This window comes from Streptomyces sp. WAC07094, assembly GCF_036320405.1.
Lineage (GTDB): Bacteria > Actinomycetota > Actinomycetes > Streptomycetales > Streptomycetaceae > Streptomyces > Streptomyces lannensis.
In genome coordinates this window covers 6,519,085-6,541,578 of the sequence record NZ_JAVMJZ010000001.1, presented here as the reverse complement: position 1 = coordinate 6,541,578, position 22,494 = coordinate 6,519,085, and the positions used below count along the sequence as shown (strand labels likewise).

The following is a 22,494-nucleotide window of genomic DNA, read 5'->3' as shown; positions in this document are numbered from 1 at the left end:
CGGTTCCCGTCACACGGGAACCGGCCGCTTCGAGAGCCGGGGGCCTAGAGGTCGACTTCCTTCATCAGCATCCCGACCTCGGTGTTCGACAGCCGGCGCAGCCAGCCCGACTTCTGGTCGCCGAGGGTGATCGGGCCGAAGGCCGTCCGCACCAGCTTGTCGACCGGGAACCCGGCCTCCGCGAGCATGCGGCGCACGATGTGCTTGCGGCCCTCGTGCAAGGTCACCTCGACGAGGTAGTTCTTGCCGGTCTGCTCCACCACCCGGAAGTGGTCCGCACGCGCGTACCCGTCCTCGAGCTGGATGCCGTCCTTGAGCTTCTTGCCCAGGTCGCGCGGGATGGGGCCCACGATGTGCGCGAGATAGGTCTTCTTCACGCCGTACCTGGGATGGGTCAGCCGGTGGGCCAGCTCGCCGTGGTTGGTGAGCAGGATGACGCCCTCGGTCTCGGTGTCGAGTCGGCCGACGTGGAAGAGCCGGGTCTCACGGTTGGTGACGTAGTCCCCGAGGCACTGGCGCCCCTCCGGGTCCTCCATGGTGGAGACGACCCCGGCCGGCTTGTTCAGCGAGAAGAACTGGTACGACTGCGTGGCCACAGTCAGCCCGTCCACCCGGATCTCGTCCTTCTCCGGGTCGACCCGCAGCCCCTGCTCGGTGACGATCTCGCCGTTGACCTCGACCCGGGCCTGCTCGATCAGCTCCTCGCAGGCACGCCGGGAGCCGTACCCGGCACGTGCGAGCACCTTCTGCAGCCGCTCGCCCTCCAGCTCCGCCCCCGGGAAGGTCTTGGGCAGCTTGACGTCCTTCTTGCCGGCGTACCGGTCGCGGTTGCGCTCCTCGGCCCGGGTCTCGTACTCGCGCGAGCGCGCGGGTGCCGTGCGACCCCCGTCACGCTGCTGCGACTGCCTGGGGCCGCCCTTGGCACCGCCGCGCGCGGTGGTGCCGCGCCCGGACTTGGGGCCGTCCTTGGAGGCGCCGGGGCCCACGTCGTAGCGGCGCTCCTCGGGTCGGGGCTTGCGAGGTCGGCCCGCACCCTGCCGCTCGTCCTTGCTGTTGCCGGCACCGCGGTAGTTGCCGCGCCCGTCGTTCCTGCCGCTGCCGCTGCTTCGCATCAAAATTCCGTCGTCGTGTTCGTCGGGTGATCGTCGTCCGGGTCCGGCGCATCAAGTGCGTCCGGGTCGAACGACGGAACGCCCTCCTGGGTCTCGGCCTCGATCGCCTCCGCCTCCGGGAGGAAGGGCGCGAGTTCCGGGAGCTCGTCCAGGCCGCGCAGGCCCATCCGCTCCAGGAAGTAGTTCGTCGTCCTGTACAGGATCGCACCTGTTTCGGGTTCCGTGCCCGCCTCTTCGACCAGACCCCGTTGGAGCAGGGTGCGCATGACCCCGTCGCAGTTGACTCCGCGGACCGCCGAGACACGGCTGCGGCTGACCGGCTGACGGTACGCGACCACCGCCAGGGTCTCCAGGGCGGCCTGGGTGAGCCGGGCCTGCTGACCGTCCAGCACGAAGCGCTCCACGGCCGGGGCGTACTCGGCCCGGCTGTAGAAGCGCCAGCCGCCCGCGACGAACCGCAGCTCGAAACCGCGTCCCTGCACGGTGTACTCGTCGGCGAGCTCGCGCAGCGCGTCGGCGACGTGCCGCCGGGGCCGCTCGAGGATCTTCGCCAGATGCTCCTCGGTGGCGGGCTCGTCCACGACCATCAGGACGGCCTCCAGCGCGGGCTTGAGGTCGAGGCCGGCCACCGCGGCCAGGCCTGCCGGAACCTCCGCGGTCTCCTCGCTCACGCCTTCCCCTCCGTCTTCGCGCCGTTCCTGCCGGGATCCGTCTTCGTGCCGTCGGCCTTGGCCTCGGGATCCTCGGGCGGCCGGTCGAACTCGTCCGTCACCACCGGTGCCTCGTCCCCCTCCCCGCCGGTCCAGCGCACCAGCAGCTCGCCGAGCGCGTCCTCCTGCTCCAGCGCCACGGCCTTCTCCCGGTACAGCTCCAGCAGGGCCAGAAAGCGCGCGACGACCGTGAGGGTGTCCTCGCTGTCCGCCACGAGCACACGGAAGCTGGCCTCGCCGAGTTCCCGCAGCCGGGCGACCACGATCTGGGCCTGCTCCTGCACGGAGACCAGCGGGGCGTGGATGTGGTCCACATAGACCTGGGGTCTGGGCTTGGGCTGCATCGCCTTGACGGCGAGTCCGGCGAAACCCTCGGGCCCGATGCTGATGACGACCTCTGGCAGCAGCTCGGCGTGCTGGGGTTCGAGGCCGACGGTACGGGGATAGCGCCGCGCCTCGTCCTCGGTCCGCCGGTTGAAGATCTCTGCGATCTGCTTGTAGGCGCGGTACTGGAGGAGCCGCGCGAACAGCAGGTCCCGGGCTTCCAGCAGCGCGAGGTCGGCCTCGTCCTCGACCTCGGCGGCGGGCAGCAGCCGCGCCGCCTTGAGGTCGAGCAGGGTCGCGGCGACCACGAGGAACTCGGTGGTCTCGTCGAGGTTCCAGTCCGGCCCCATCGCCCGGATGTGCCCCATGAACTCGTCGGTCACCTTGGACAGCGCGACCTCGGTCACGTCGAGCTTGTGCTTCGAGATCAACTGGAGGAGCAGGTCGAAGGGGCCCTCGAAGTTCGACAGCCGTACCTTGAAGACACCGTCGTCGGGCTCAGGACCGTCCGAGGGTTCGACGGGGGCGTCGGCGGGCTCGACGGCGACGTCCGGCGCATCGGCCGGGGAACGGGGCTCCGGCACGGCCGTGAGGGCCGACGGCGTGGACACGGCGGACGACACCCGGTCAGGTCCGGCCTCTTCCTCCGGGGTCGCGGTGACCACGGACGCCTCGGGCGACTCGGATCCCGGTCCGGCACCGCCCGGTTCCTCGGCGGTCGTACCCGAGGACGCCTCCTCGGAGCTGTCCGTCCCACCGGGCGGGTCGTAGGGGCCGCTCTCCTCGGCCGGCGGCTCCCCGGTCCCGGGGTTCCCGGCCGCTGCGGGCTCCTCGAACGCGGTGTCCGGCCCGGAAAGCGCTGAAGGTGGTGCCTCTTCGGGAGCGTCGGCTCCGTGGAGCGCTGCGGGCTCCTCCTCGACCACACGCGCGACCGGGGCGGCCCCCGGCCCGCGACCCAGCGCACGCCGCCGGCCGACCGGGCCGGTGCTGGGAGTGGAGCCGTCGTACGAGGTCATAGCCGTCGCAGGCTACCTGCTTACCGTCCCCGCAGCCGACGCACGAGGATACTGGCGTCCCCGCGGGACTCCAGATCCGCCAGCACCACCGCAACCGCCTCACGCACGATCCGCCCGCGGTCGACCGCGAGCCCGTGCTCGCCCCGGAGCACAAGACGCGCGTGCTCGAGGTCCATCAGCTCCTCCGCGGACACGTACACGGTGATCTTCTCGTCGTGCCGTTCACGCCCGCTGGGCCGCCGCCCGGCCGCACGCCCCCGCTTGCGCGGCTGAGAGGCCGCCGGACCCTCCTGTGAGGCCGCCTGACGCCGCGCGGGCCGTTCCGCCGCGGTGGAGCGCGTACGGGACTCCCCCGCCTCCGTCTCGACCACGTCCGCCGCGACGTGCTCGTCGCCCTCGCCGTCGCCGCCCTGCACGGGCACCGACGGCGGCGCGTCCTCCGTCGCGGCCGCGGGGTCGCTCTCGCCCGCGGGAGCCGGCACCCGGGCCTCGCCGTTGGCCGGGCGCCTGGGGGTGGACGCCTGGAGCGCCATTCCCCCGGTGGTACGAAACAGTTCGTCGGCCCCGGGCAGACTCACTCGGCGTGACACCGGGCGAGCACCTCCCTGGCGAGCTGGCGATAGGCGGCGGCACCGACGGAGTTGGAGGCGTACGTGGTGATCGGCTCACCGGCGACCGTGGTCTCCGGGAAGCGCACGGTCCGGCCGATGACCGTGTGGTAGACGTGGTCGTCGAACGCCTCGACGACACGCGCGAGCACCTCACGGCTGTGCACGGTCCGGGAGTCGTACATCGTGGCGAGGATGCCGTCCAGCTCCAGCTCGGGGTTGAGCCGCTCCTGGACCTTCTCGATGGTCTCGGTGAGCAGCGCGACACCGCGCAGGGCGAAGAACTCGCACTCCAGCGGAACGATCACCTTGTGCGCGGCGGTGAGCGCGTTCACGGTGAGCAGGCCGAGCGAGGGCTGACAGTCGATCACGATGTAGTCGTAGTCGGACATCAGCGGCTTCAGCGCACGCTGGAGCGTCGACTCGCGCGCGACCTCCGACACCAACTGGACCTCGGCCGCCGACAGGTCGATGTTGCTCGGCAGCAGATCCATGTTCGGGACCGCGGTCTTCAGCAGGACCTCGTCCGCGGACATGCCCCGCTCCATGAGCAGGTTGTAGACGGTGAGGTCGAGCTCCATGGGGTTGACGCCGAGACCCACGGACAGCGCGCCCTGCGGGTCGAAGTCGACGAGCAGCACCCTGCGGCCGTACTCCGCCAGCGCGGCACCCAGATTGATGGTCGACGTCGTCTTGCCGACGCCGCCCTTCTGGTTGCACATCGCGATGATCTTCGCTGGGCCGTGATCGGTCAGCGGACCCGGGATGGGGAAGTACGGCAGCGGGCGCCCCGTCGGGCCGATGCGCTCGCGGCGCTGGCGGGCCGCGTCGGGCGCGAGCGTGGCCGCGTATTCGGGATCGGGCTCGTATTCCGCGTCGGGGTCGTAGAAGTGCCCGTCGGGCAGTTCGTCGTAGTCGGCGAAGTGGTTGTGGACCCCGCCACTTCCGTTGCCGGCCATGGCGTTCACGTGTTGGCCATCCAAGCTCTGATGTGCTGTCTGAGTCAGGCGAGGGCTCTGGCTCCGGTGGGCAGCGAAGGTACGGACAGCGACGGAGCCGACAGCCTCGAGCCCCGTGGGGACCGTGCCCCGCGCAGGCGTTCCTGGTTGACCACCCCCGGGAGAAAATGTCGACTCATTCACAAGTCGTCTTACCTCCTTGGTGACCAGGGGACTTCTAGATAGGTCAGCGTGGCACCATGCCGACGGTTGGCGACTCTATGGCGTGTCGGCGGTCCGCAGCAACACAATCCGCCGGACCCGGCCCGATGTGTCGGCAATGAAACATCCTGCTGTCAAGGGTGTCCGGGCACCGTTCGCCAGGTTTCACCGGTGTGCGAAACGGTTAAAGAGTTGCGTTCGAGGCGAGTTGAACGAGTGTCGCAAAGTGACCATACACACATCCGGCCGGACCTTGTCGGGCAAGGTCCGGCCGGATGCCCGGCGTTGACGAGGCGGGTTGACCTGCCGCCCTGCGGCCGCGGGCCAACGCGTGGCGGGACTAGCCGAGGAGGGTCTCCAGGTCCATGTGGTCCAGCCCGTGCGCCTCGGCGACCTCCTTGTAAACCACCTGGCCGTCATGGGTGTTGAGGCCCTTGGCCAGCGCGGCGTCGCGGCGCAGCGCCTCGACCCAGCCGCGGTTGGCGAGCTCCACGATGTAGGGCAGCGTGGCGTTCGTCAGCGCGTAGGTGGAGGTGTTCGGGACGGCGCCGGGCATGTTGGCGACGCAGTAGAAGACCGACTCGTGGACCTTGAAGGTCGGCTCGGCGTGCGTGGTGGGCCGGGAGTCCTCGAAGCAGCCGCCCTGGTCGATCGCGATGTCGACAAGGACACTTCCCGCCTTCATCCGGGAGACGAGCTCGTTGGTGACCAGCTTCGGGGCCTTGGCACCCGGGATGAGGACGGCGCCGACGACGAGGTCGGCCTCGAGGCAGGCCTTCTCCAGTTCGAAGGCGTTGGAGACGACGGTCTGGATCTTCGTGCCGAAGATCTTGTCCGCCTCCTTGAGCTTGTTGATGTCCTTGTCGAGCAGGGTGACGTGGAAGCCCAGGCCGATGGCGATCTGCGCGGCGTTCCAGCCGGAGACGCCGCCGCCGATGACGACGGCCTTGCCGGCCGGCACACCCGGGACACCGCCGGGCAGCACACCGCGGCCGCCGTTCGCCGCCATCAGGTGGTAGGCGCCGACCTGCGGGGCCAGCCGGCCGGCGACCTCGGACATGGGGGCGAGCAGCGGGAGCGCGCGGTTCGGCAGCTCGACCGTCTCGTACGCGATGGCCGTGGTCCCGGACTCCAGCAGGGCGTCCGTGCACTCCTTGGAGGCGGCCAGGTGCAGGTAGGTGAAGAGGATCTGGTCCTTGCGCAGACGGTGGTACTCCTCGGCGACCGGCTCCTTCACCTTGAGCAGCAGGTCGGCGGTGGCCCAGACCTCGTCGGCGGTGTCCAGGATCTGCGCACCCGCGCTGATGTACTCCTCGTCCGGGATCGAGGAGCCGACGCCGGCGTTCCGCTCGACGACGACCTGGTGACCGTTGCGCACCAGCTCGTGCACGCCGGCGGGGGTGATGGCCACCCGGAACTCGTTGTTCTTGACCTCGCGGGGGATGCCGACCTTCACGTCGATCACGGTCCTTGACTCAGAGAATGAGGGGCATTGCAAGACACACCCGGACGTGCAGGGGCACATCGGGAGACACCGCAGGAGAACGTGCGGCAGAGCCAGTTTAATGAAGGCTTTCCCTGTGTCTAGCCTTTCATTGCATCAATCTTCAGCTGATGGACCGCGGATTTCGTAGGCGTTAGCCTCCTCTTCCGGCTCTGTCGCGTCATCGTGGGCCTCCTCGCCCAGCAGGCGTCCGGCCGTGCCGCGGTGGAGACGGGCCGCCGCCGGGTCGCCGAGGTGCTCCAATGTGTCGGCGAGTCTGAGCTGCAGCGCCGCCTGAAGCCGTACGTCCTCGGCACGCCGCGCCCACTCGACCGCCTCCTGGCAGGTACGCAGCGACTCCTCGGGCCGTCCGGCGTACTCCTGAACCCTGGCCAGCTCGCTCAACGCCCGCGCGTGGGCGGCCACATCGCCGCTTCTGCGGTGCCCCGCGACCGCGGCACGCCACTGGCGCTGCGCCTCGCCGTAGCGGCCCGCGTACGTGTGGACGGCGCCGAGGCGGCCGTAGAGCCGGGCGGCGTCCGCGCGCTCGTCCCGGGCGAGCCGGTGGGCGAGCGCACGGCCGTACCAGTCGGCCGCCCGGTCGTAGTCCCCGAGCTCCTGGTGCGCGCCGGCTACGGATTCCATTGCGCGGGCCGTCGCATACGGGTCGTTCCCTCGCCGTGCCGCGTCCAGCGCGGCCCGGTAGCGGGGCAGCGCCTCCGCTGTCCGGCCGGTCTGCACGTCCAGGTCCGCGAGGTTCAGCAGGGCCGCCGACTGCTCGCGGGGCAGGTCCCGGCGCTCGGCGACATCGAGTACGAGTCGGTGGATGCCGTACAGCTCGGGGGCGGCGGCACGGGTGCCGAAGTGCGCGACCATGGCCCTCACCAGCGCGGCCATGAGGCGGCGGGCCAGCGTGTCCAGCTCGCCGTCGGCGACCGCGAGCCGGGCCGCGGCCAGCAGCGCGGGCTGCCGGACGCGCAGCCATTCCTCGGCCGCGCGGGGGGTCGCGAAGCGCAGGGCCTTGGGCAGCCCGGCGAGCTTCTCGCGGGCCTGCGGGCTGTCGGTCTCGGTGATCGCGCGGCAGGACTGGAGCAGCCGTACGGTCCGCTCCAGCATTCGCGCCCGGGCCAGCTGCAACTCGGCCGGGCGGTCCTGGCTCTCGCTGCGGGCGCGGAGCAGGGGGTGCAGACAGCCGGGGATCTCGAACAGCGACAGGGCGGCGTCCACGGGCCGCAGAAACCCGAGGGCCGCGAAGTCGTCGAGGACGGCACGGGCGTCCTCCACCGAGCAGCCGGCCAGCGCGGAGGCGGTGTGCGGATCGACGAGGCCGAGGGGGGCTAGGTGGAGCAGGCGCAGCATCCGCTGGGCGGTGCCCGGCAGTCCCGCGTACGCGAGCCGGAAGACCCGGTGCGGTGCCGGCCCGTCGTCGCCCTCGGCGCGCAGCTGCTTGGCCAGGTCGGCGACGCCGGCCTTGGGACGGGCACCCAGCCAGCCGCCGGCCAGGACGAGCGCGGCGGGCTGGCCGGCGCACTCCTCCACAAGACCCTCGGCGGCACGCGGGTCGACGGTGATGCGCACCGATCCGGTGAACCTGGTGAGGAGATCCAGCGCGGACTTGGTGTCGAGTCCGCCGAGGGTGCAGGGGCGCACGTCCGCGATCCCGGTCAGCGGCCCCTTGGAGACGGCCACGACCAGGCAGTCGGGCGCGTCCGGCAGCAGGGCGTCGACCTGCTCGGCGGTCACCGCGTCGTCGAGCAGGAGCAGCACCCGTCGTCCGGCCAGGCCCTCGCGCAGCGCCTGGGTCAGGTCGTCCTCGCCGGCTCCGGCCGGGGCCGGCAGGTCGAGGGCCGCCAGCAACGCGCGGGCGATGCGCTCGGCCGGTACGGGGGAGCCGTCGGGCTCACTGAGCCGGGCCCGCAGCACACCGTCCCGGTAACGGTGTGCGACCTGGCGCACCAGCTCCTCGGCGAGGGCCGTGCGGCCGAAACCGGAGCGGCCGGCGATGAGCAGCACACGGGCACGGGGTGCCTTGCGGCCGGAGAGGGTGTCCAGGCCCGCGCGCTCGATGTCGAGCAGGAGTTCCTTCAACTCCCGTGTACGGCCGAGGAACTGACCGTCCGTGGCGGGGGGACGCCGCTCGCCCTCCGACAGCTCGACGCCGCCTGCGTCCACCGCCTGATCCGCCACGGGCCACGCTCCCGTCCCACTGCGCACACGGGCCCGCCGGGCCTTGGGGCGGGTCGTTCCCAGAGCCTAGTTCACGCTCTGCGACGATCCGGGCCGAGCAGGGCAGGCACATCCCCCGATCGGATCAGGCGATCGTACGACCGGCGCTGTCGGAGGGGTGCCGGCCCGTGAATGGGCCGGTTCCTCGCGTTCTCAGGACTCGAACGGCCGAGCGGGCCACGGTGCCTCGGCCGGGCGCAGGGCGTCCAGACCGTCGCCGTTCCGCGCGGCGACCAGCGAGAGGACGCCCACCACGAGGCAGTTGTTGTGCAGGTCGCCTGCCAGCACGCCGCGCACGAGGTCCTGGAGCGGGATCCGGGCCAGCTCCATGTCGGCCTCCTCGTCCTCCACCTCGAAGCGCTGTCCCTCGGCCTCGGACAGATCACGGGCGAGGAAGACGCGCACGGCCTCGTCGCAGCCGCCGGGGGTGGTGTAGACGTCGGTCAGCACCCGCCAGTCCTCGGCCTTGACGTGCGCCTCCTCGTACAGCTCGCGCTGGGCGGCGTGCAGCGGGTTCTCGCCGGGAATGTCGAGAAGCCCGGCCGGGATCTCCCAGAGCTTGTGGCGCACGGGGTGGCGGTACTGGTGGATGACCAGCACGCGGTCCTCGTCGTCCAGGGCGAGTACGGCCACCGAACCGGGGTGCACCTGGTAGTCGCGGCGGGCGACCGAACCGTCGGGCATCACCACGTCGTCGGTGCGGACGGAGGTCTTCTTGCCGACGAACGGGGTGTCGCTCGCCCTGACCTCCCACTCCTCGGGGGTGTCCTTGATCGTCATGTCGCCCTGTTCCTCCCACGCCCTTGCACACGACCGGGGCACGCCTCCCGAAGGACGCGCACCCCGGCCACCGTACAGCTCTCGCCCTACTTGCCGTTCTTCCGCTCCACGGCCGCCTTCACCAGGCCCGCGAACAGCGGGTGTGGCCGGGTCGGGCGGGAGCGCAGCTCGGGGTGCGCCTGCGTCGCCACCAGGTAAGGGTGCACTTCGCGCGGGTACTCGACGTACTCCACGAGCTTGCCGTCCGGCGACGTGCCGGAGAACACGACTCCGGCCTTCTTCTCCAGCTCGGCGCGGTAGGCGTTGTTCACCTCGTAGCGGTGACGGTGACGCTCCTCGACGTACTCCCTGCCGTCGTACACCTCGCGCACGATCGAGCCCTCGGCCAGCTTGGCCGGGTACATGCCCAACCGCATCGTGCCGCCCATGTCGCCCTCGCCCGCCACGATGTCGAGCTGTTCGGCCATGGTGGAGATGACCGGGTGGCCGGTCGCCGAGTCGAACTCGGTGGAGTTCGCGTCGGGGATGTCGGCCAGGTTGCGCGCCGCCTCGATCACGATGCACTGAAGGCCGAGGCAGAGTCCGAGCAGCGGGATCCTGTTCTCGCGGGCGTACTGGATGGCGCCCACCTTGCCGGAGACACCGCGATCGCCGAATCCGCCGGGGATGCAGATCGCGTCCACGTCGGACAGCTGCTTCCTGGCGCCGGCGGGGGTCTTGCAGTCGTCCGACGTGACCCACTTGATCTTCACCCGGGCCTTGTTGGCGAAGCCGCCCGCGCGCAGCGCCTCGGTCACCGACAGATAGGCGTCGGGCAGGTCGATGTACTTGCCGACCAGGGCGAGGGTGATCTCGTGGTCCGGGTTGTGGACCCGGTCGAGCAGGTCGTCCCAGGTCGTCCAGTCCACGTCGCGGAACGGCAGGTCCAGCTTGCGGACGACGTAGGCGTCCAGGCCCTCGGTGTGCACGACCTTCGGGATGTCGTAGATGGAGCGGGCGTCGGGGCACGCCACGACCGCGGCCTCGTCGACGTCGCACATCAGCGAGATCTTGCGCTTGATCGCCGTCGGGACCTCGCGGTCGCAGCGCAGGACGATCGCGTCGGGCTGGATGCCGATGTTGCGCAGGGCGGCGACTGAGTGCTGGGTCGGCTTGGTCTTCAGCTCGCCGGACGGGCCGATGTACGGCAACAGTGAGATGTGCACCACGAAGACGTTGTCACGACCGACCTCATGGCGGACCTGGCGCACGGTCTCCAGGAACGGCAGCGACTCGATGTCGCCCACCGTGCCGCCGACCTCGGTGATCACGACGTCCACCTCGTCGGTGGCCATGCGCCGGATGCGGTGCTTGATCTCGTTGGTGATGTGCGGGATGACCTGCACCGTGTCGCCCAGGTACTCGCCGCGCCGCTCCTTGGCGATCACCGTCGAGTAGACCTGCCCGGTGGTGACGTTGGCGGAGCCGTCCAGGTCGCGGTCGAGGAAGCGCTCGTAGTGGCCGATGTCCAGATCGGTCTCGGCGCCGTCGTTCGTGACGAACACCTCACCGTGCTGGAAGGGGTTCATGGTGCCCGGGTCCACGTTCAGGTACGGGTCGAGCTTCTGCATGACAACACGAAGACCCCGCGCCTTGAGCAGCATGCCGAGGCTGGACGCCGTCAGGCCCTTGCCGAGCGAGGAGGCGACACCCCCGGTGACGAAGATGTGCTTGGTCGTCGTGGATTTGGGCGGCATGGCCAAGAGGGGGCTCCCGTGGTCGCGGTCTGGGTTGCGGGGCGGTCCACCCGCCGAAGGTTTCCGGAGGTGCCGTCGCTGCGGTTCGGGGGTTTCGTGCCCACCGGTCCACGGGCTACCAGCGTAACAGCGCCCGAGCATGACCGCTTCCGGCCACCCGCCGGACCCGTGTCACCATGGACGCGCGACACTCACCCGCGCCCCACTCGTTCGGCGCACTCTCGTTGCCCGGACCGGGACGCGGATCACGGAGGTGCGTCGTATCCTGCTCGGACACTCGCTGCCGAGCACTCCCCGGAAAACGGCAACACCCCCGCCCGTCACCGGAACAACAAGAGCTTGTCAGTTTGTTGAACATCGACCGCTTGCTTTCCGAATGGGTCGGTGAACAACGTCTGTCTCACCGACCCCATGACCGCAAAGAGCGACCGCCCCTCGTGGGCGACGTGGCCGTTCGACTGGAGTTCAATTGGCCGGGCGCATCGAAGACTATGCACTCATTGGAGACATGCAGACCGCGGCGCTGGTCTGCCGGGACGGCACCGTGGACTGGTTGTGCCTGCCCCGATTCGACTCCCATGCCGTCTTCGCAGGACTGCTCGGTACAGAGGAGCACGGCTTGTGGCGTCTGGGCCCCGCCCACGCCTCGGGCGCGCAGCCGCCCACGGCGACCAGGCGCTCCTACCGCGGCGACTCCCTGATCCTGGAGTCCGAATGGGACACCCCGCGCGGCACGGTCCGGGTCATCGACTTCATGCCGCCGCGTGACGGCGCCCCGCAGCTGATCCGGATCGTGGAGGGCGTCACGGGCCGGGTGCCGATGCGCTCCTCGCTGCGCATGCGGTTCTCCTACGGGCGTGTGGTGCCCTGGGTGCACAAGCACGAGGGACGCACCGTGGCCGTGGCGGGGCCGGACTCCGTGTGGTTCGACACCGAGGCCGAGACCTACGGCAAGGGCCTGACCACGTACGCGGACTTCACGGTCGCTCCGGGTGACCGGATCGCCTTCACCATCTCCTGGCAGCCCTCGCACCAGAAGCCGCCCTCGCTTCCCGAGCCCGAACAGTCGCTGGAGGCGGCCGAGGACTTCTGGCGCGAGTGGGTGGAGCACTGTACGTACCACGGTCCCTACCGCGAGGCCGTGGTCCGCTCGCTGATCACCCTGAAGGCCCTCACCTACGCGCCGACGGGCGGCATCGTGGCCGCGCCGACGACCTCGCTGCCCGAGGAGATCGGCGGCGTACGCAATTGGGACTACCGCTACACCTGGCTGCGGGACGCGGCGATCACCCTGTCGTCCCTGCTGCGCACCGGCTACCGCGAGGAGGCCCGCGCCTGGCGCGAGTGGCTGCTGCGGGCCGTGGCCGGCGATCCGGAGAACCTCCAGATCATGTACGGCATCGCGGGTGAGCGTGAACTGGGCGAGGCCGAGCTGGACTGGCTGCCCGGCTACGAGAACTCGGCGCCGGTACGCGTGGGCAACGGCGCCGCCCACCAGTTGCAGCTTGACGTGTACGGCGAGGTCACCGAGGCCCTGCATCTGGCCCATATGACGGGCCTGGCGCGCAACGACTACGCGTCCCTGCTCCAGCTGAAGCTGATCCGCTACCTGGAGCAGCACTGGGACGAGCCGGACGAGGGCATCTGGGAGGTGCGCGGCCCCCGCCGCCACTTCGTGCACTCCAAGGTCATGGCCTGGGTGGCGGTCGACCGCACGATCAAGCTGATCGAGTCCGGCGACGCGGACGGGCCGCTGGAGAAGTGGCGCGAGCTGCGCGACGACATCCATCGGGACGTGTGTGAGAAGGGTTACGACAAAGAGCGCAACACCTTCACACAGTCCTACGGCTCCAAGGAGCTGGACGCCTCCCTGCTGCTGATCCCGCAGATGGGCTTTCTGCCGCCGGACGACAAGCGGGTGATCGGCACGATCGAGGCGATCCAGCGCGAGCTGTCCACCCCCGACGGTTTCATCCTGCGCTACCCGACCTCGGGCGCGGAGGAGGGTGTGGACGGGCTGCCGGGCGACGAGGGCGCGTTCCTCGCCTGCTCCTTCTGGATGGCCGACGACCTGGCGATGATCGGCCGCGTGGACGAGGCCCGCAAGCTCTTCGAGAAGCTGCTCGCGCTGCGCAACGACCTGGGTCTGCTCGCCGAGGAGTGGGATCCGCGTCTGCAGCGCCAGGTGGGGAACTTCCCGCAGGCTTTCAGCCACGTGCCGCTGATCGACACCGCGCTGCGGCTGACCGCCTCCGGCGCGTACGGCGGCTGATCCCGCCTGTGCGGGGCCGGCGAGGCCCCGCACGCCGGCGGACAGGACCGGTGCGCGCCGCCCGCCTAGGCTGAGGGGAGACATGTCCCTCGCTGGAAGGGGGCGGCTGGCATGGCTGCCCTTTCGAAGGCGGGCGCGGCGCTCGCCGCGCTCCGCTCGGATCTGGCAGGCGACGTGCACGCCCCGGGCGACCCGGGCTACGACGAGGCCCGGACCGTCTTCAACGCGACGATCGACCGCCGCCCGGCGGTGATCGCGCAGTGCGAGGGGGAGGCCGACGTCGTCCGGGCGGTGCGCTTCGCCCGGGAGCTGGATCTGAAGATCGCCGTGCGCGGTGGCGGGCACAGCGTCGCCGGGATGGCGCTGTGCGACAACGGTCTCGTCGTCGATCTGCGCCGGATGCGCGAGGTCACGGTCCACCCCGGTTCCGCGTCGGTGCGGGTCGGGGGCGGTGCCGTGATGAGCGACCTGGACCGCGCCACCCAGCCGCACGGGCTCGCGACCACCGGCGGCCGGGTCTCCACCACCGGGGTGGGCGGCTTCGTGCTCGGCGGCGGCAACGGCTGGCTCGACCGGCCGTTCGGCCTCGCCGTCGACAACCTGCTCGGAGTCGAGCTCGTGACCGCCCAGGGCGACACCGTGCTCGCGACCGGCGATGAGAATCCCGAGCTCTTCTGGGCCCTGCACGGCGGCGGCGGCAACTTCGGCGTCGCCACCGCGCTCACACTCAGGCTGCACGAACTGCCCGAGTTCTCCATCGCCCTGCTGATGTTCCTGCCCGAGACCGGCCCCCACGCGGTGCGGACCTTCCGCGACGTCATGACCACGGGCCCGCCGGAGGTGGGCGGTGCCGTGCTGTACGTCACGGCGCCGCCCGAACCGTTCGTCCCCGGACACCTGGTCGGTTCGCTGCTGTGCACCGCCCTCGTCACGTACACCGGCGGCGAGGAGGACCTGCGCAACCTCGCCCGACCGCTGCTGGCGCTGCCGCACGAGTGCGAGGTCGTCTCGACGATGCCGTACGCCGACGTCCAGTGCATGCTCGACGGCCCGCCGGGGCTGCGGAACCACTGGTCGGTCGAGTACGTGAGCGCCCTGCCCGACGAGCTGGTCGACGTCTTCTGCTCGCGCGCCCGCTCGATGCCCGTGCCCTCGGCCAGTCAGCAGGTGCTCTTCCCGCAGGGCGGCGCGATCGCAGCCGGGCCCGCCGAGTACCCCGTCCCCTACCGGGACGCGCCGTGGACCGTGCACCCTTTCGGCGTCTGGGAGGACCCGGCGGACGACGAGCGGGCGCTGCGGTGGGTCAGGGACGCGTGTGCGGACGCCCGGCCCTGGCGCACGGGCGCGGTGTACCTCAACTTCATCGGGGACGAGGGCAGGGACCGGGTGGTGGCCGGCCTCGGCACCGGGAACTTCAACCGGCTGGCCCGGATCAAGCGGCGGTACGACCCGGACAACGTGTTCCGGTACAACCACAACATCCCGCCCGCCTGACGGGCCCGCGGTGCGCCCGGCGTGTGCCCGCGGGTAGCGTCACCGCATGGACAGCCGTTACGAGCCACGGGGCACCGAGGGCGCCGGGATCACGGTGCAGCAGGCGCTGGAGCTGCCCGGGCTGCGCAGCGGGCTGCCGGAGGTGCTGGCCGGCGCCGAGCGGCTGAACCGCACGGTGCGCTGGGTGCACGCGGGCGAGGTCCCGAACATCGCCTCGCTGCTCAAGGGCGGCGAGCTGCTCCTGACCACGGGCTACGGTCTGGGCACCCGCCCCGCCGACCAGCGCGCGTTCGTCCGCACGCTCGCCGAACGCGGCATCGCGGCCCTGGTCGTGGAGCTGGGCACGCGTTTCACCCGGCTGCCCGCCGCCCTCGTAGAGACGGCCCGCACCACGGGTCTGCCGCTCGTGCAGCTGCACCGCGAGGTGCCGTTCGTGACCGTCACCGAGGAGATCCACACCGAGATCGTCAACGGCCACTACGCGCTGCTCCAGCGGGCCGAGGAGGTGCACCGCCGCTGCACCGAGGCGCTGCTCGGGGGTGGCGGGGTGCCCCAGGTCCTGCGGATCCTGGCCGACTTCGGCGGCAACCCCGTGTTCCTCGAGACCGCCGACGGGCAACTGCTGTACGCGGCCGGGACGGGACCCGCCGGCACCGACCCGCTCCAGGTGTGGGAGGGCCTGCGCGGTCAGCACAAGGACGCTCCCCCGGCCGGCACGGTCCTCGTGGACGTGCCCGGCGGCGGGCCCGGCACGGGTTCCGTCCGGGCCCGGCTGGTGCTGCTGCCGGTGGGTACGCCGATGGCGCCGGTGCACCGAATGGCCGCGGAGCGGGCCGCGGGCGTCCTCGCCGTCGTACTGATGCAGGCCCGGCAGGAGGAGGAGCTGGCCGCGCGAGGGCGAGGCGACTTCCTCACCGACCTCGCCGAGGGCCGTGTCGCCGCGGAGGACGGGCCCGCGCAGGCCCGGGTGCTGGGCTTCAAACCGGGTGCAGGGCCTCTGCTGCCCGTCGTGATGCGGCTGGCGGACGGCCTCGACCCGGGGGGCGGCGGGTGGGCGGTCCTGGCAAGGGCCGTCGCGGAGGAACTGGCCGCGGTGGGTGTGCCCGTGCTGCTGGGCGTACGGCCGGTGGAGGGCCGGGTTCTGCTGCTGTTGAAGCTGCGCTCGGAGGCGGAGCGTCCGGCGATCGCGGACCGGGTGGCCGCCGCCCTGCGGGCCGGTGTCGAGCGGGCGGGCATACAGCGGCCGGGGGTGCGGCCGCCGGTGGTGGTGGTCGGTGTGGCGGGCGGCTGGGCGGCGGCGTCGGCGGGACTGCGGCACGCGGCGGAGACGGCGACGGCGGCGCAGGGGCTGCCGGAGCACTCCTGGTACGACGCCCGCCGTCTCGACATCGACCTCCTGCTGTGGCGCCTGCGGGACCATCCCGACCTCGCGGCCTTCGTGGACCGAGCGATCGGTCCGCTGCGCGACCACGACCGCCGCTCCAAGCCGCCGCTGCTGCCCACGCTGGAGACCTATCTGGCACATGCGGGCCGCAAGGCGGAGACGGCCCGCGAGCTGCACCTGAACCGGCAGACGCTCTACAACCGGCTGGCGAGGATCGGCGAGTTGCTGGGCACGGACCTCGACGACCCGCAGACCGTCCTGACCCTCAGCCTGGCGCTGCGGGCGCGCAGACACGTGCGCCGCCTGCCTCAGACGTAGGGCAGGACCTGCGTCAACTCGTCGTACACACTGAGCACTTGGGCCACCGTCTCGTCCTCGGTCGGCCAGGTGGCGGCCTGGGCCGTGCCCTTGTCCCGCAGCAGCGCCCGGCGTCCTGGGTCGTCGAGAAGCCGTACGACGGCGGTGGCGAGTGCGTCCGCGTCGCCGTAGGGGACCAGTTCGGCCGCGTCCCCGACGAGTTCGCGGATACCGCCGACATCCGTGGCGACGAGCGGCACTCGGGCGTGCAGGGCCTCCTGGGCGAGGACCGACCGGGACTCCCAACCGGTCGGCAGCAGGGCGAGATCGGCGGCCGCGAGCAGTTCCGCGACGTCCTCGCGCCGCCCGATCAGCCGTACCGGCAGCGACTCGTCCTCGATGCGCCGCTGGAGCACGGTCCGCAGCGGGCCCTCCCCCGCGACGACGACCAGGGGAGCCGGTTCGAGGCGGCGCCAGGCGCGCGCGGCGTCGAGCAGTACATCGTATCCCCGGTGCCGGTCGAGGCTGCCGACGGCCATGAGCAACGGCCGGTCCGTGGCGCCGAGTTCGGCCCGGGTCTTGGAGCGCAGCCGGTCGGGGTCGTCGTCGTGCTCGACCGGGGCGCGATGGGCGGGCAGGGCGACGGCGGCGAGCCGGGCGTCCCGGGCACCCCGGCGGCGTGCCCGGTCGACCAGGTCGGAGGACGTGCCGAGGACGACGGAGGCTGCCCTGGCCACACGTCGTTCGAGGAGGCGCACAACAGCGGCGCGGGCGCCCTCGGCGTGCGCCCGCGTGTGCCATGTGACGACGAGCGGGACGGGACGGCCGCTGAGCGCGAGCGCGGCGCGCAGGCCCGCGTGCAGCCCGTGCGCATGCACGAGGTCCGCCTCGCCGCAGGCGATGCGGAGGGCGGCGAGGGCGGCGGGCTCCGTGCTGCGGGGCACCGGGACGTGCCGGCCCCCCACGCCGGAGAAGTCGTAGAGGCGTTCGGCCTCGACGGGGGCGCACACGATCACGCCCACCCCCCGGGCGACCAGCCCCGAGGTCAGCGTGCGCACATGCGCACTGCTGCCCGCGCTGCCTCCGCCGAGCACCTGCACGGTGCGCAGCGGCGACCGTCCGTGCAGTGAAGGACTGCTCGCAAGGCTCACGGGGCCTGGGCTCCTGGTTCGGCTTCGGACGGTCACGAGGAAACGTACAGAAGGATCGCGCGCTGGGGGTGGACCGCGCGAGGTGCTCCGCGGACGACTCAAGGATGCCAGGGCGCGGGCGTGTTGCGGCACCGGCGGAGGCGCGGGACGGGGGCGGATCCAACCGCCGGGGACGGACACGGTCACTCACATGGATGAAGAGCGTAGCGAGTCGGACCGCACTTGTGCCGCAGACCCGGACAATCCGTCGACGCGGGTGTCACCCCGTGCCCCACGACCTCGCCGCCGCACTCACCTTCTCCCCGTACGCGGCCGCGGCCACCAGGACCGCCGCATGGACGAGCGGTCCGGCTCGCCGTCCCCCGCGAGCGGAGCCACGTGCGCGCGGTGCCGCCCATCCGGCGACGGCGGCGGCACCGAGGGCGGCGCCGAGAGCGTGTGCCCCCGTGTCGCCGATCATCACACGTTCGCCGAGGTCGTCGGCGAGGACGGCCGTCGCGGCGCCTGCCGCGGCGGCGGAGAGCTCCCCGGCCGCGCCGTCGTGCAGCAGCCCGAGAGTGCCCAGCACGGCCACCGCCCCCGCGGCACGGCCCGGCCGTACGTCGACGAGGTTGACGAGATGGGCGGTCCCGGCGATCACGACTGAGGCAAGCACCGTGTCCAGCGGCCGCTTCCGCAGCACGGCCCCCGTGGCCAGCGCGGCCGCGGAGATCCCGAACAGCTTCACTGCACCGCTGCTGACCTCGCCGTCCCGCAGGGCCGACAGATGCGCCCGGAAGCCTCGCCGGGGGTCCCCGGCGCCCGCGATGTCGTCGTAGGCACCGCAGAGACCGGCGGCGAGCACGGCCGCCCCCACGGCGGGACGTACCCTCCCGGCCGTGAGTGCGGTGGCGGCGGCCACCGCGGGCCCCGCGTACAGCCCGACGGTGCGCCCGGCGTGGTTCTTCCGCTCCCAGCGGCCGCGCCCGCCCGGGGCCGTGGCGCGCAGTGCGGCCGTGGCGGTCCGGGTGACGGCCGCGGCGAGTGCGAACGAGGCGGTCCTGTGCGTGCGGCTGATCATCCGGACACCCTAAGGGGCCCGTCCGTCAGGCGTCCGCGCGTGCCGTCGCCAGCAGCTCCTCCGCATGCGCCCGGGCCGTCTCCGAGTCCTCCTGACCGGCCAGCATCCGGGAGAGCTCCCTGATGCGGTCCTCGCCCTCGAGGACCTTCACGCCCGACCTCGTCACCGACCCGTCGTTGCGCTTCTCCACCAGCAGCTGCCGGTCGGCGAACGCCGCCACCTGCGGCAGATGGGTGACGACCACGACCTGCGCGGTCTTCGCGAGGCGTGCGAGGCGCCGCCCGATCTCCACCGCCGCCTTGCCGCCGACGCCCGCGTCGACCTCGTCGAAGAGGTACGTCGGCACGGGGTCGGTCCCGGCGAAGACGACCTCGACGGCGAGCATGACTCGCGACAGCTCACCACCCGAGGCGCCCTTGGCGATGGGCCGCGGCGGCGCACCGGGGTGGGGTGCGAGCAGCAGCTCGACCTCGTCGACACCCGACGGGCCGTAGGCGACCGTGCGTCCGCCGACCTCGACACCCTCGGGGTCGTCCGTCTGCCGGAGCTCGAACGACACCCGCGCGTGCGGCATGGCGAGCGAGGCCAGCTCGGCGGTGACGGCGGCGGCGAACCGCTCGGCCGCCTCCGTGCGCGCGTCCGTCAATGCCTGCGCCAGACCACCCAGTTCGGTGCGCAGCGCGTCCCGCTCGGCGGTCAGCTCCCCGATCCGCTCGTCGTCGCCGTCGAGTTCGGTCAGCCGTGCGGCGCCCTGCTCGGCCCAGGCGAGGACCGAGGCGATGTCCTCGCCGTACTTGCGGGTCAACGCGTTCAGTGCGGCCCGCCGCTCCTCGACGGCGGCCAGCCGCAGCGGATCCGCGTCCAGGTCGTCGGCGTAGCCGGCCAGCTCACCGGCCACGTCGCCGAGCAGGATGCCGATCTCGCCGATCCGGTCGGCGAGCCCCGAGAGCGCCGGGTCGTGCGACCGCACCGCCTCCAGGGCCCGGTGCGCGCCCGCCACCAGGGTGGCCGCGTCGACACCCTCGGGGTCCTCCGGATTGCCCGCGAGCGCCGCGTGCGCGGACGTCGCGGCCGAGGCGAGCGCCTCCGCGTGCCCAAGCCGCTCCGCCTCCTCGGCCAGTTCGACGTCCTCGCCCGCGCGCGGCTCCACGGCCGCGATCTCCTCGAGCCCGAAGCGCAGCATGTCGGCTTCCTGGGCCCGCTCACGGGCGCGTGTGGTGATCTCCTCCAGCTCCACGGAGACCGCCCGCAGCCTGCGGTACGCCTCCCCGTACTTGGCCTGCGGAACCGCCACCGCGTCACCTGCGTACCGGTCCAGTGCCTGCCGCTGGCGGGACAGCTTCAGCAGCCCCTGCTGGTCCGTCTGCCCGTGCACGGCCACCAGTTCGTCGGCCAGCTCAGCGAGCACCCCGACGGGCACGGAACGTCCGCCCAGATGGGCCCGCGAGCGTCCTTCGGCGGACACGGTGCGGCTGATCAGCAGCGCTCCGTCGTCGAGCTCGGCCCCGGCCTCCTCGGCGCGTACGGCGACGGAGGCGCCCTCGGGCATGCTGATCCGCCCCTCCACGACCGCGCTCTTCGCCCCGATCCGGACGAGGGCCGGGTCGGCGCGCCCGCCGAGGAGCAGGCCGAGGCTGGTGACGACCATGGTCTTGCCCGCGCCCGTCTCACCGGTCACGGCGGTGAAGCCGGGCGACAGCTCCACGACCGCGTCGTCGATGACTCCGAGCGACCGTATCCGCATCTCCTCCAACACGGAGAAGACCTTACGAGGTCGGGCGGGGGATGTGCGAGCGGCCCATGTCACTCCCGAGAGGTACACCGCGCCCGGGAGGGGCGCGGTGTCATCACGTCGGGTGCCTGCGCCGCGCCGGCGCAGGCAACTTCGGACGGCCCGCGCCCGGGAACCGGCCCGGCGGACGATCAGTGCGGCCGGCCCCGCCATCCCGAGACCGGGAGCGCGAACTTGGCCACCAGGCGGTCGGTGAACGACGCATGGTGCAGGCGGGCCAGCCGCACCGGCACGGCTCCTCGCCGCACCTCCACGCGCGCCCCCTGGGGCAGCTCCACCATCCGCCGCCCGTCGCACCACAGCACACCGTGCGGGGTGTCCGGCTGCACCTCCACGGCGAGAACGGAGTTCGGCGAGGTCACCAGCGGCTTGGCGAACAGCGCGTGTGCGCTGATGGGCACCATGAGCAGCGCCTCCACCTCCGGCCACACCACGGGACCGCCGGCGGAGAACGCGTACGCGGTCGAACCGGTGGGGGTGGCGCACACGATGCCGTCGCAGCCGAAGCCGGTCACCGGCCGTCCGTCGATCTCCAGGACGACCTCGAGGAGCTTCTCGGCCGAGACCTTCTGCACGGCGGCCTCGTTCAGCGCCCAGTCGGTGTGGACGATGTCGCCGTTCTTGTGCACGACGACGTCGACGGTCATGCGCTCCTCGACCTCGTAGGCCTTCATCACGACCCGGTCCACGACCCGGTCGAGGTCGTCGCGCTCGGCCTCGGCGAGGAAGCCGACGCGGCCGAGGTTGACGCCGAGCATCGGCACACCGGATGCGCGGGCGAACTCGGCGCCGCGCAGCAGCGTGCCGTCGCCGCCGAGCACGATGAGCAGCTCACACCCGTCCAGACACTGCGGGGTGGCCTCCTTGACGAGTTCCACCTCGTCCGGAAGGGGCAGGTCCTCGGCCTCCGTCTGCAGGACGCGCACCCCGATCCCGCAGCGCAGCAGCCCCTTGACCACGAGTTCCGCGCTGCGGATCGCCGCGGGCCGCCCGGTGTGGGCGAGCAGGAAAACAGTACGAGCTCCGTTGTCGGTCACCGCGGCCCCTCCGCCACTGCACGGTCAACGTCGGCCGGGTCCAGTGCGGGTGCTCCGGCACGCAGCCACAGAAAGTACTCGACGTTGCCCGACGGTCCGGGCAACGGGCTCGCCGTCACGCCCTGCACGCCGAGCCCCAGTTCCGCGGCTCGTCCGGCCACCCCGCACACGGCCTCGGCGCGCAGCTGCGGGCTGCGGACGACTCCGCCGCTGCCCAGCCTTTCCTTCCCCACTTCGAACTGGGGCTTGACCATCATCACCAGGTCGGCGTCCGGCTTCGCGCACCGCACCAGGGCGGGCAGCACCAGTCCGAGCGGGATGAAGGAAAGATCCCCCACAACAAGATCCACAGGCTCCCCATCGATCGCTTCGAGCGTCAACTCGCGTACGTTCGTACGGTCCTTGACGGTGACGCGTTCATCACCTCGGAGAGTCCAGGCGAGCTGTCCGTATCCGACGTCGACGGCGACGACATGGGCGGCACCCGCCCGCAGCAGGACGTCGGTGAAACCGCCGGTGGACGCGCCTGCGTCGAGCGCACGCCGGCCCTCGACCGCGAGGCCCTGCGGCACGAACGCCTTGAGCGCGCCCGCCAGCTTGTGGCCGCCCCTCGACACGTAGTCGGGGTCGTTGCCGTCCTGCGCGACGACGATGGCCGCGGCGGTCTCCACCTGGGTGGCGGCCTTGGTGGCGACGGTCTTGCCGACGGTGACCCGGCCCGCGGCGATCAGCTGGCCGGCGTGCTCGCGCGAGCGCGCGAGTTTCCGGCGGACCAGCTCCGCGTCCAGACGGCGGCGTGCGACTCCTGCCACGTTCGGTCAGCTCCTGTTCCCCTGCGTCGGATCGGAAGGT

The 22,494-nt window shown here is 71.9% G+C and carries 17 protein-coding genes; 3 read left to right on the top strand and 14 right to left on the bottom strand.

Annotated elements, in window-relative coordinates; genetic code table 11:
* Nucleotides 1–44: 44 nt before the first annotated feature.
* The 9 genes from RCR19_RS28995 to RCR19_RS28955 form a co-directional block, all read right to left on the bottom strand.
* A complete protein-coding gene (locus tag RCR19_RS28995) occupies nt 45–1,112 on the bottom strand; it encodes a pseudouridine synthase (RefSeq protein ID WP_331267802.1) in 1,068 nt (355 codons plus the stop codon).
* Nucleotides 1,112–1,783 (bottom strand): SMC-Scp complex subunit ScpB, encoded by a 672-nt coding sequence (gene scpB, locus RCR19_RS28990; protein WP_331267801.1) that lies wholly within the window; start codon nt 1,781–1,783, stop codon nt 1,112–1,114. Before scpB ends, RCR19_RS28995 begins: the two co-directional genes overlap by 1 nt.
* Nucleotides 1,780–3,162: a segregation/condensation protein A gene (locus tag RCR19_RS28985; protein ID WP_331267800.1), complete on the bottom strand. Its 1,383-nt coding sequence runs from the start codon at nt 3,160–3,162 to the stop codon at nt 1,780–1,782. The genes scpB and RCR19_RS28985 overlap by 4 nt, the downstream gene beginning before the upstream one ends.
* A gap of 20 nt (nt 3,163–3,182) precedes the next feature.
* Nucleotides 3,183–3,752 carry a hypothetical protein gene (locus RCR19_RS28980; RefSeq protein ID WP_331267799.1) on the bottom strand — a complete coding sequence of 190 codons (570 nt, stop codon included), beginning with the start codon at nt 3,750–3,752 and terminating at the stop codon, nt 3,183–3,185.
* A complete protein-coding gene (locus RCR19_RS28975) occupies nt 3,737–4,912 on the bottom strand; it encodes a ParA family protein (protein ID WP_331267798.1) in 1,176 nt (391 codons plus the stop codon). Before RCR19_RS28975 ends, RCR19_RS28980 begins: the two co-directional genes overlap by 16 nt.
* 358 nt (nt 4,913–5,270) lie before the next feature.
* Nucleotides 5,271–6,395 carry an alanine dehydrogenase gene (gene ald, locus RCR19_RS28970; RefSeq protein ID WP_331267797.1) on the bottom strand — a complete coding sequence of 375 codons (1,125 nt, stop codon included), beginning with the start codon at nt 6,393–6,395 and terminating at the stop codon, nt 5,271–5,273.
* 135 nt (nt 6,396–6,530) lie between these two features.
* Entirely contained in the window at nt 6,531–8,600 is a 2,070-nt protein-coding gene (locus RCR19_RS28965; protein WP_331267796.1) for a tetratricopeptide repeat protein, read from the bottom strand.
* Nucleotides 8,601–8,792: 192 nt separating this feature from the next.
* A complete protein-coding gene (locus tag RCR19_RS28960) occupies nt 8,793–9,419 on the bottom strand; it encodes an NUDIX hydrolase (RefSeq protein WP_331267795.1) in 627 nt (208 codons plus the stop codon).
* An 86-nt stretch (nt 9,420–9,505) separates the two neighbouring features.
* A complete protein-coding gene (locus RCR19_RS28955) occupies nt 9,506–11,155 on the bottom strand; it encodes a CTP synthase (protein WP_331267794.1) in 1,650 nt (549 codons plus the stop codon).
* Nucleotides 11,156–11,624: 469 nt separating this feature from the next.
* On the opposite strand from RCR19_RS28955, the gene RCR19_RS28950 reads away from it, so the two are divergent.
* The 3 genes from RCR19_RS28950 (at nt 11,625) to RCR19_RS28940 (ending at nt 16,623) form a co-directional block, all read left to right on the top strand.
* Nucleotides 11,625–13,427, top strand: a complete 1,803-nt coding sequence (locus RCR19_RS28950) for a glycoside hydrolase family 15 protein (RefSeq protein WP_331267793.1) — start codon at nt 11,625–11,627, stop codon at nt 13,425–13,427.
* Nucleotides 13,428–13,538: 111 nt separating this feature from the next.
* Nucleotides 13,539–14,921: an FAD-binding oxidoreductase gene (locus RCR19_RS28945; RefSeq protein ID WP_331267792.1), complete on the top strand. Its 1,383-nt coding sequence runs from the start codon at nt 13,539–13,541 to the stop codon at nt 14,919–14,921.
* Between the two features lie 46 nt (nt 14,922–14,967).
* Entirely contained in the window at nt 14,968–16,623 is a 1,656-nt protein-coding gene (locus tag RCR19_RS28940) for a PucR family transcriptional regulator ligand-binding domain-containing protein (RefSeq protein WP_331267791.1), read from the top strand.
* Here RCR19_RS28940 and RCR19_RS28935 read toward each other — a convergent pair.
* The 5 genes from RCR19_RS28935 to RCR19_RS28915 all read right to left on the bottom strand — a co-directional run bounded on the left by RCR19_RS28935 (nt 16,614) and on the right by RCR19_RS28915 (nt 22,454).
* Nucleotides 16,614–17,753: a glycosyltransferase family 4 protein gene (locus tag RCR19_RS28935; protein WP_331267790.1), complete on the bottom strand. Its 1,140-nt coding sequence runs from the start codon at nt 17,751–17,753 to the stop codon at nt 16,614–16,616. The two genes, RCR19_RS28940 and RCR19_RS28935, sit on opposite strands and share 10 nt — an antisense overlap.
* Before the next feature lie 259 nt (nt 17,754–18,012).
* Entirely contained in the window at nt 18,013–18,813 is an 801-nt protein-coding gene (locus RCR19_RS28930; protein ID WP_331267789.1) for a hypothetical protein, read from the bottom strand.
* Between the two features lie 25 nt (nt 18,814–18,838).
* Nucleotides 18,839–20,557: a DNA repair protein RecN gene (gene recN / locus RCR19_RS28925; RefSeq protein WP_331269583.1), complete on the bottom strand. Its 1,719-nt coding sequence runs from the start codon at nt 20,555–20,557 to the stop codon at nt 18,839–18,841.
* Between the two features lie 179 nt (nt 20,558–20,736).
* Nucleotides 20,737–21,642: an NAD kinase gene (locus tag RCR19_RS28920; RefSeq protein WP_331267788.1), complete on the bottom strand. Its 906-nt coding sequence runs from the start codon at nt 21,640–21,642 to the stop codon at nt 20,737–20,739.
* Nucleotides 21,639–22,454 carry a TlyA family RNA methyltransferase gene (locus RCR19_RS28915; protein WP_331267787.1) on the bottom strand — a complete coding sequence of 272 codons (816 nt, stop codon included), beginning with the start codon at nt 22,452–22,454 and terminating at the stop codon, nt 21,639–21,641. The genes RCR19_RS28920 and RCR19_RS28915 overlap by 4 nt, the downstream gene beginning before the upstream one ends.
* Nucleotides 22,455–22,494 lie beyond the last annotated feature (40 nt).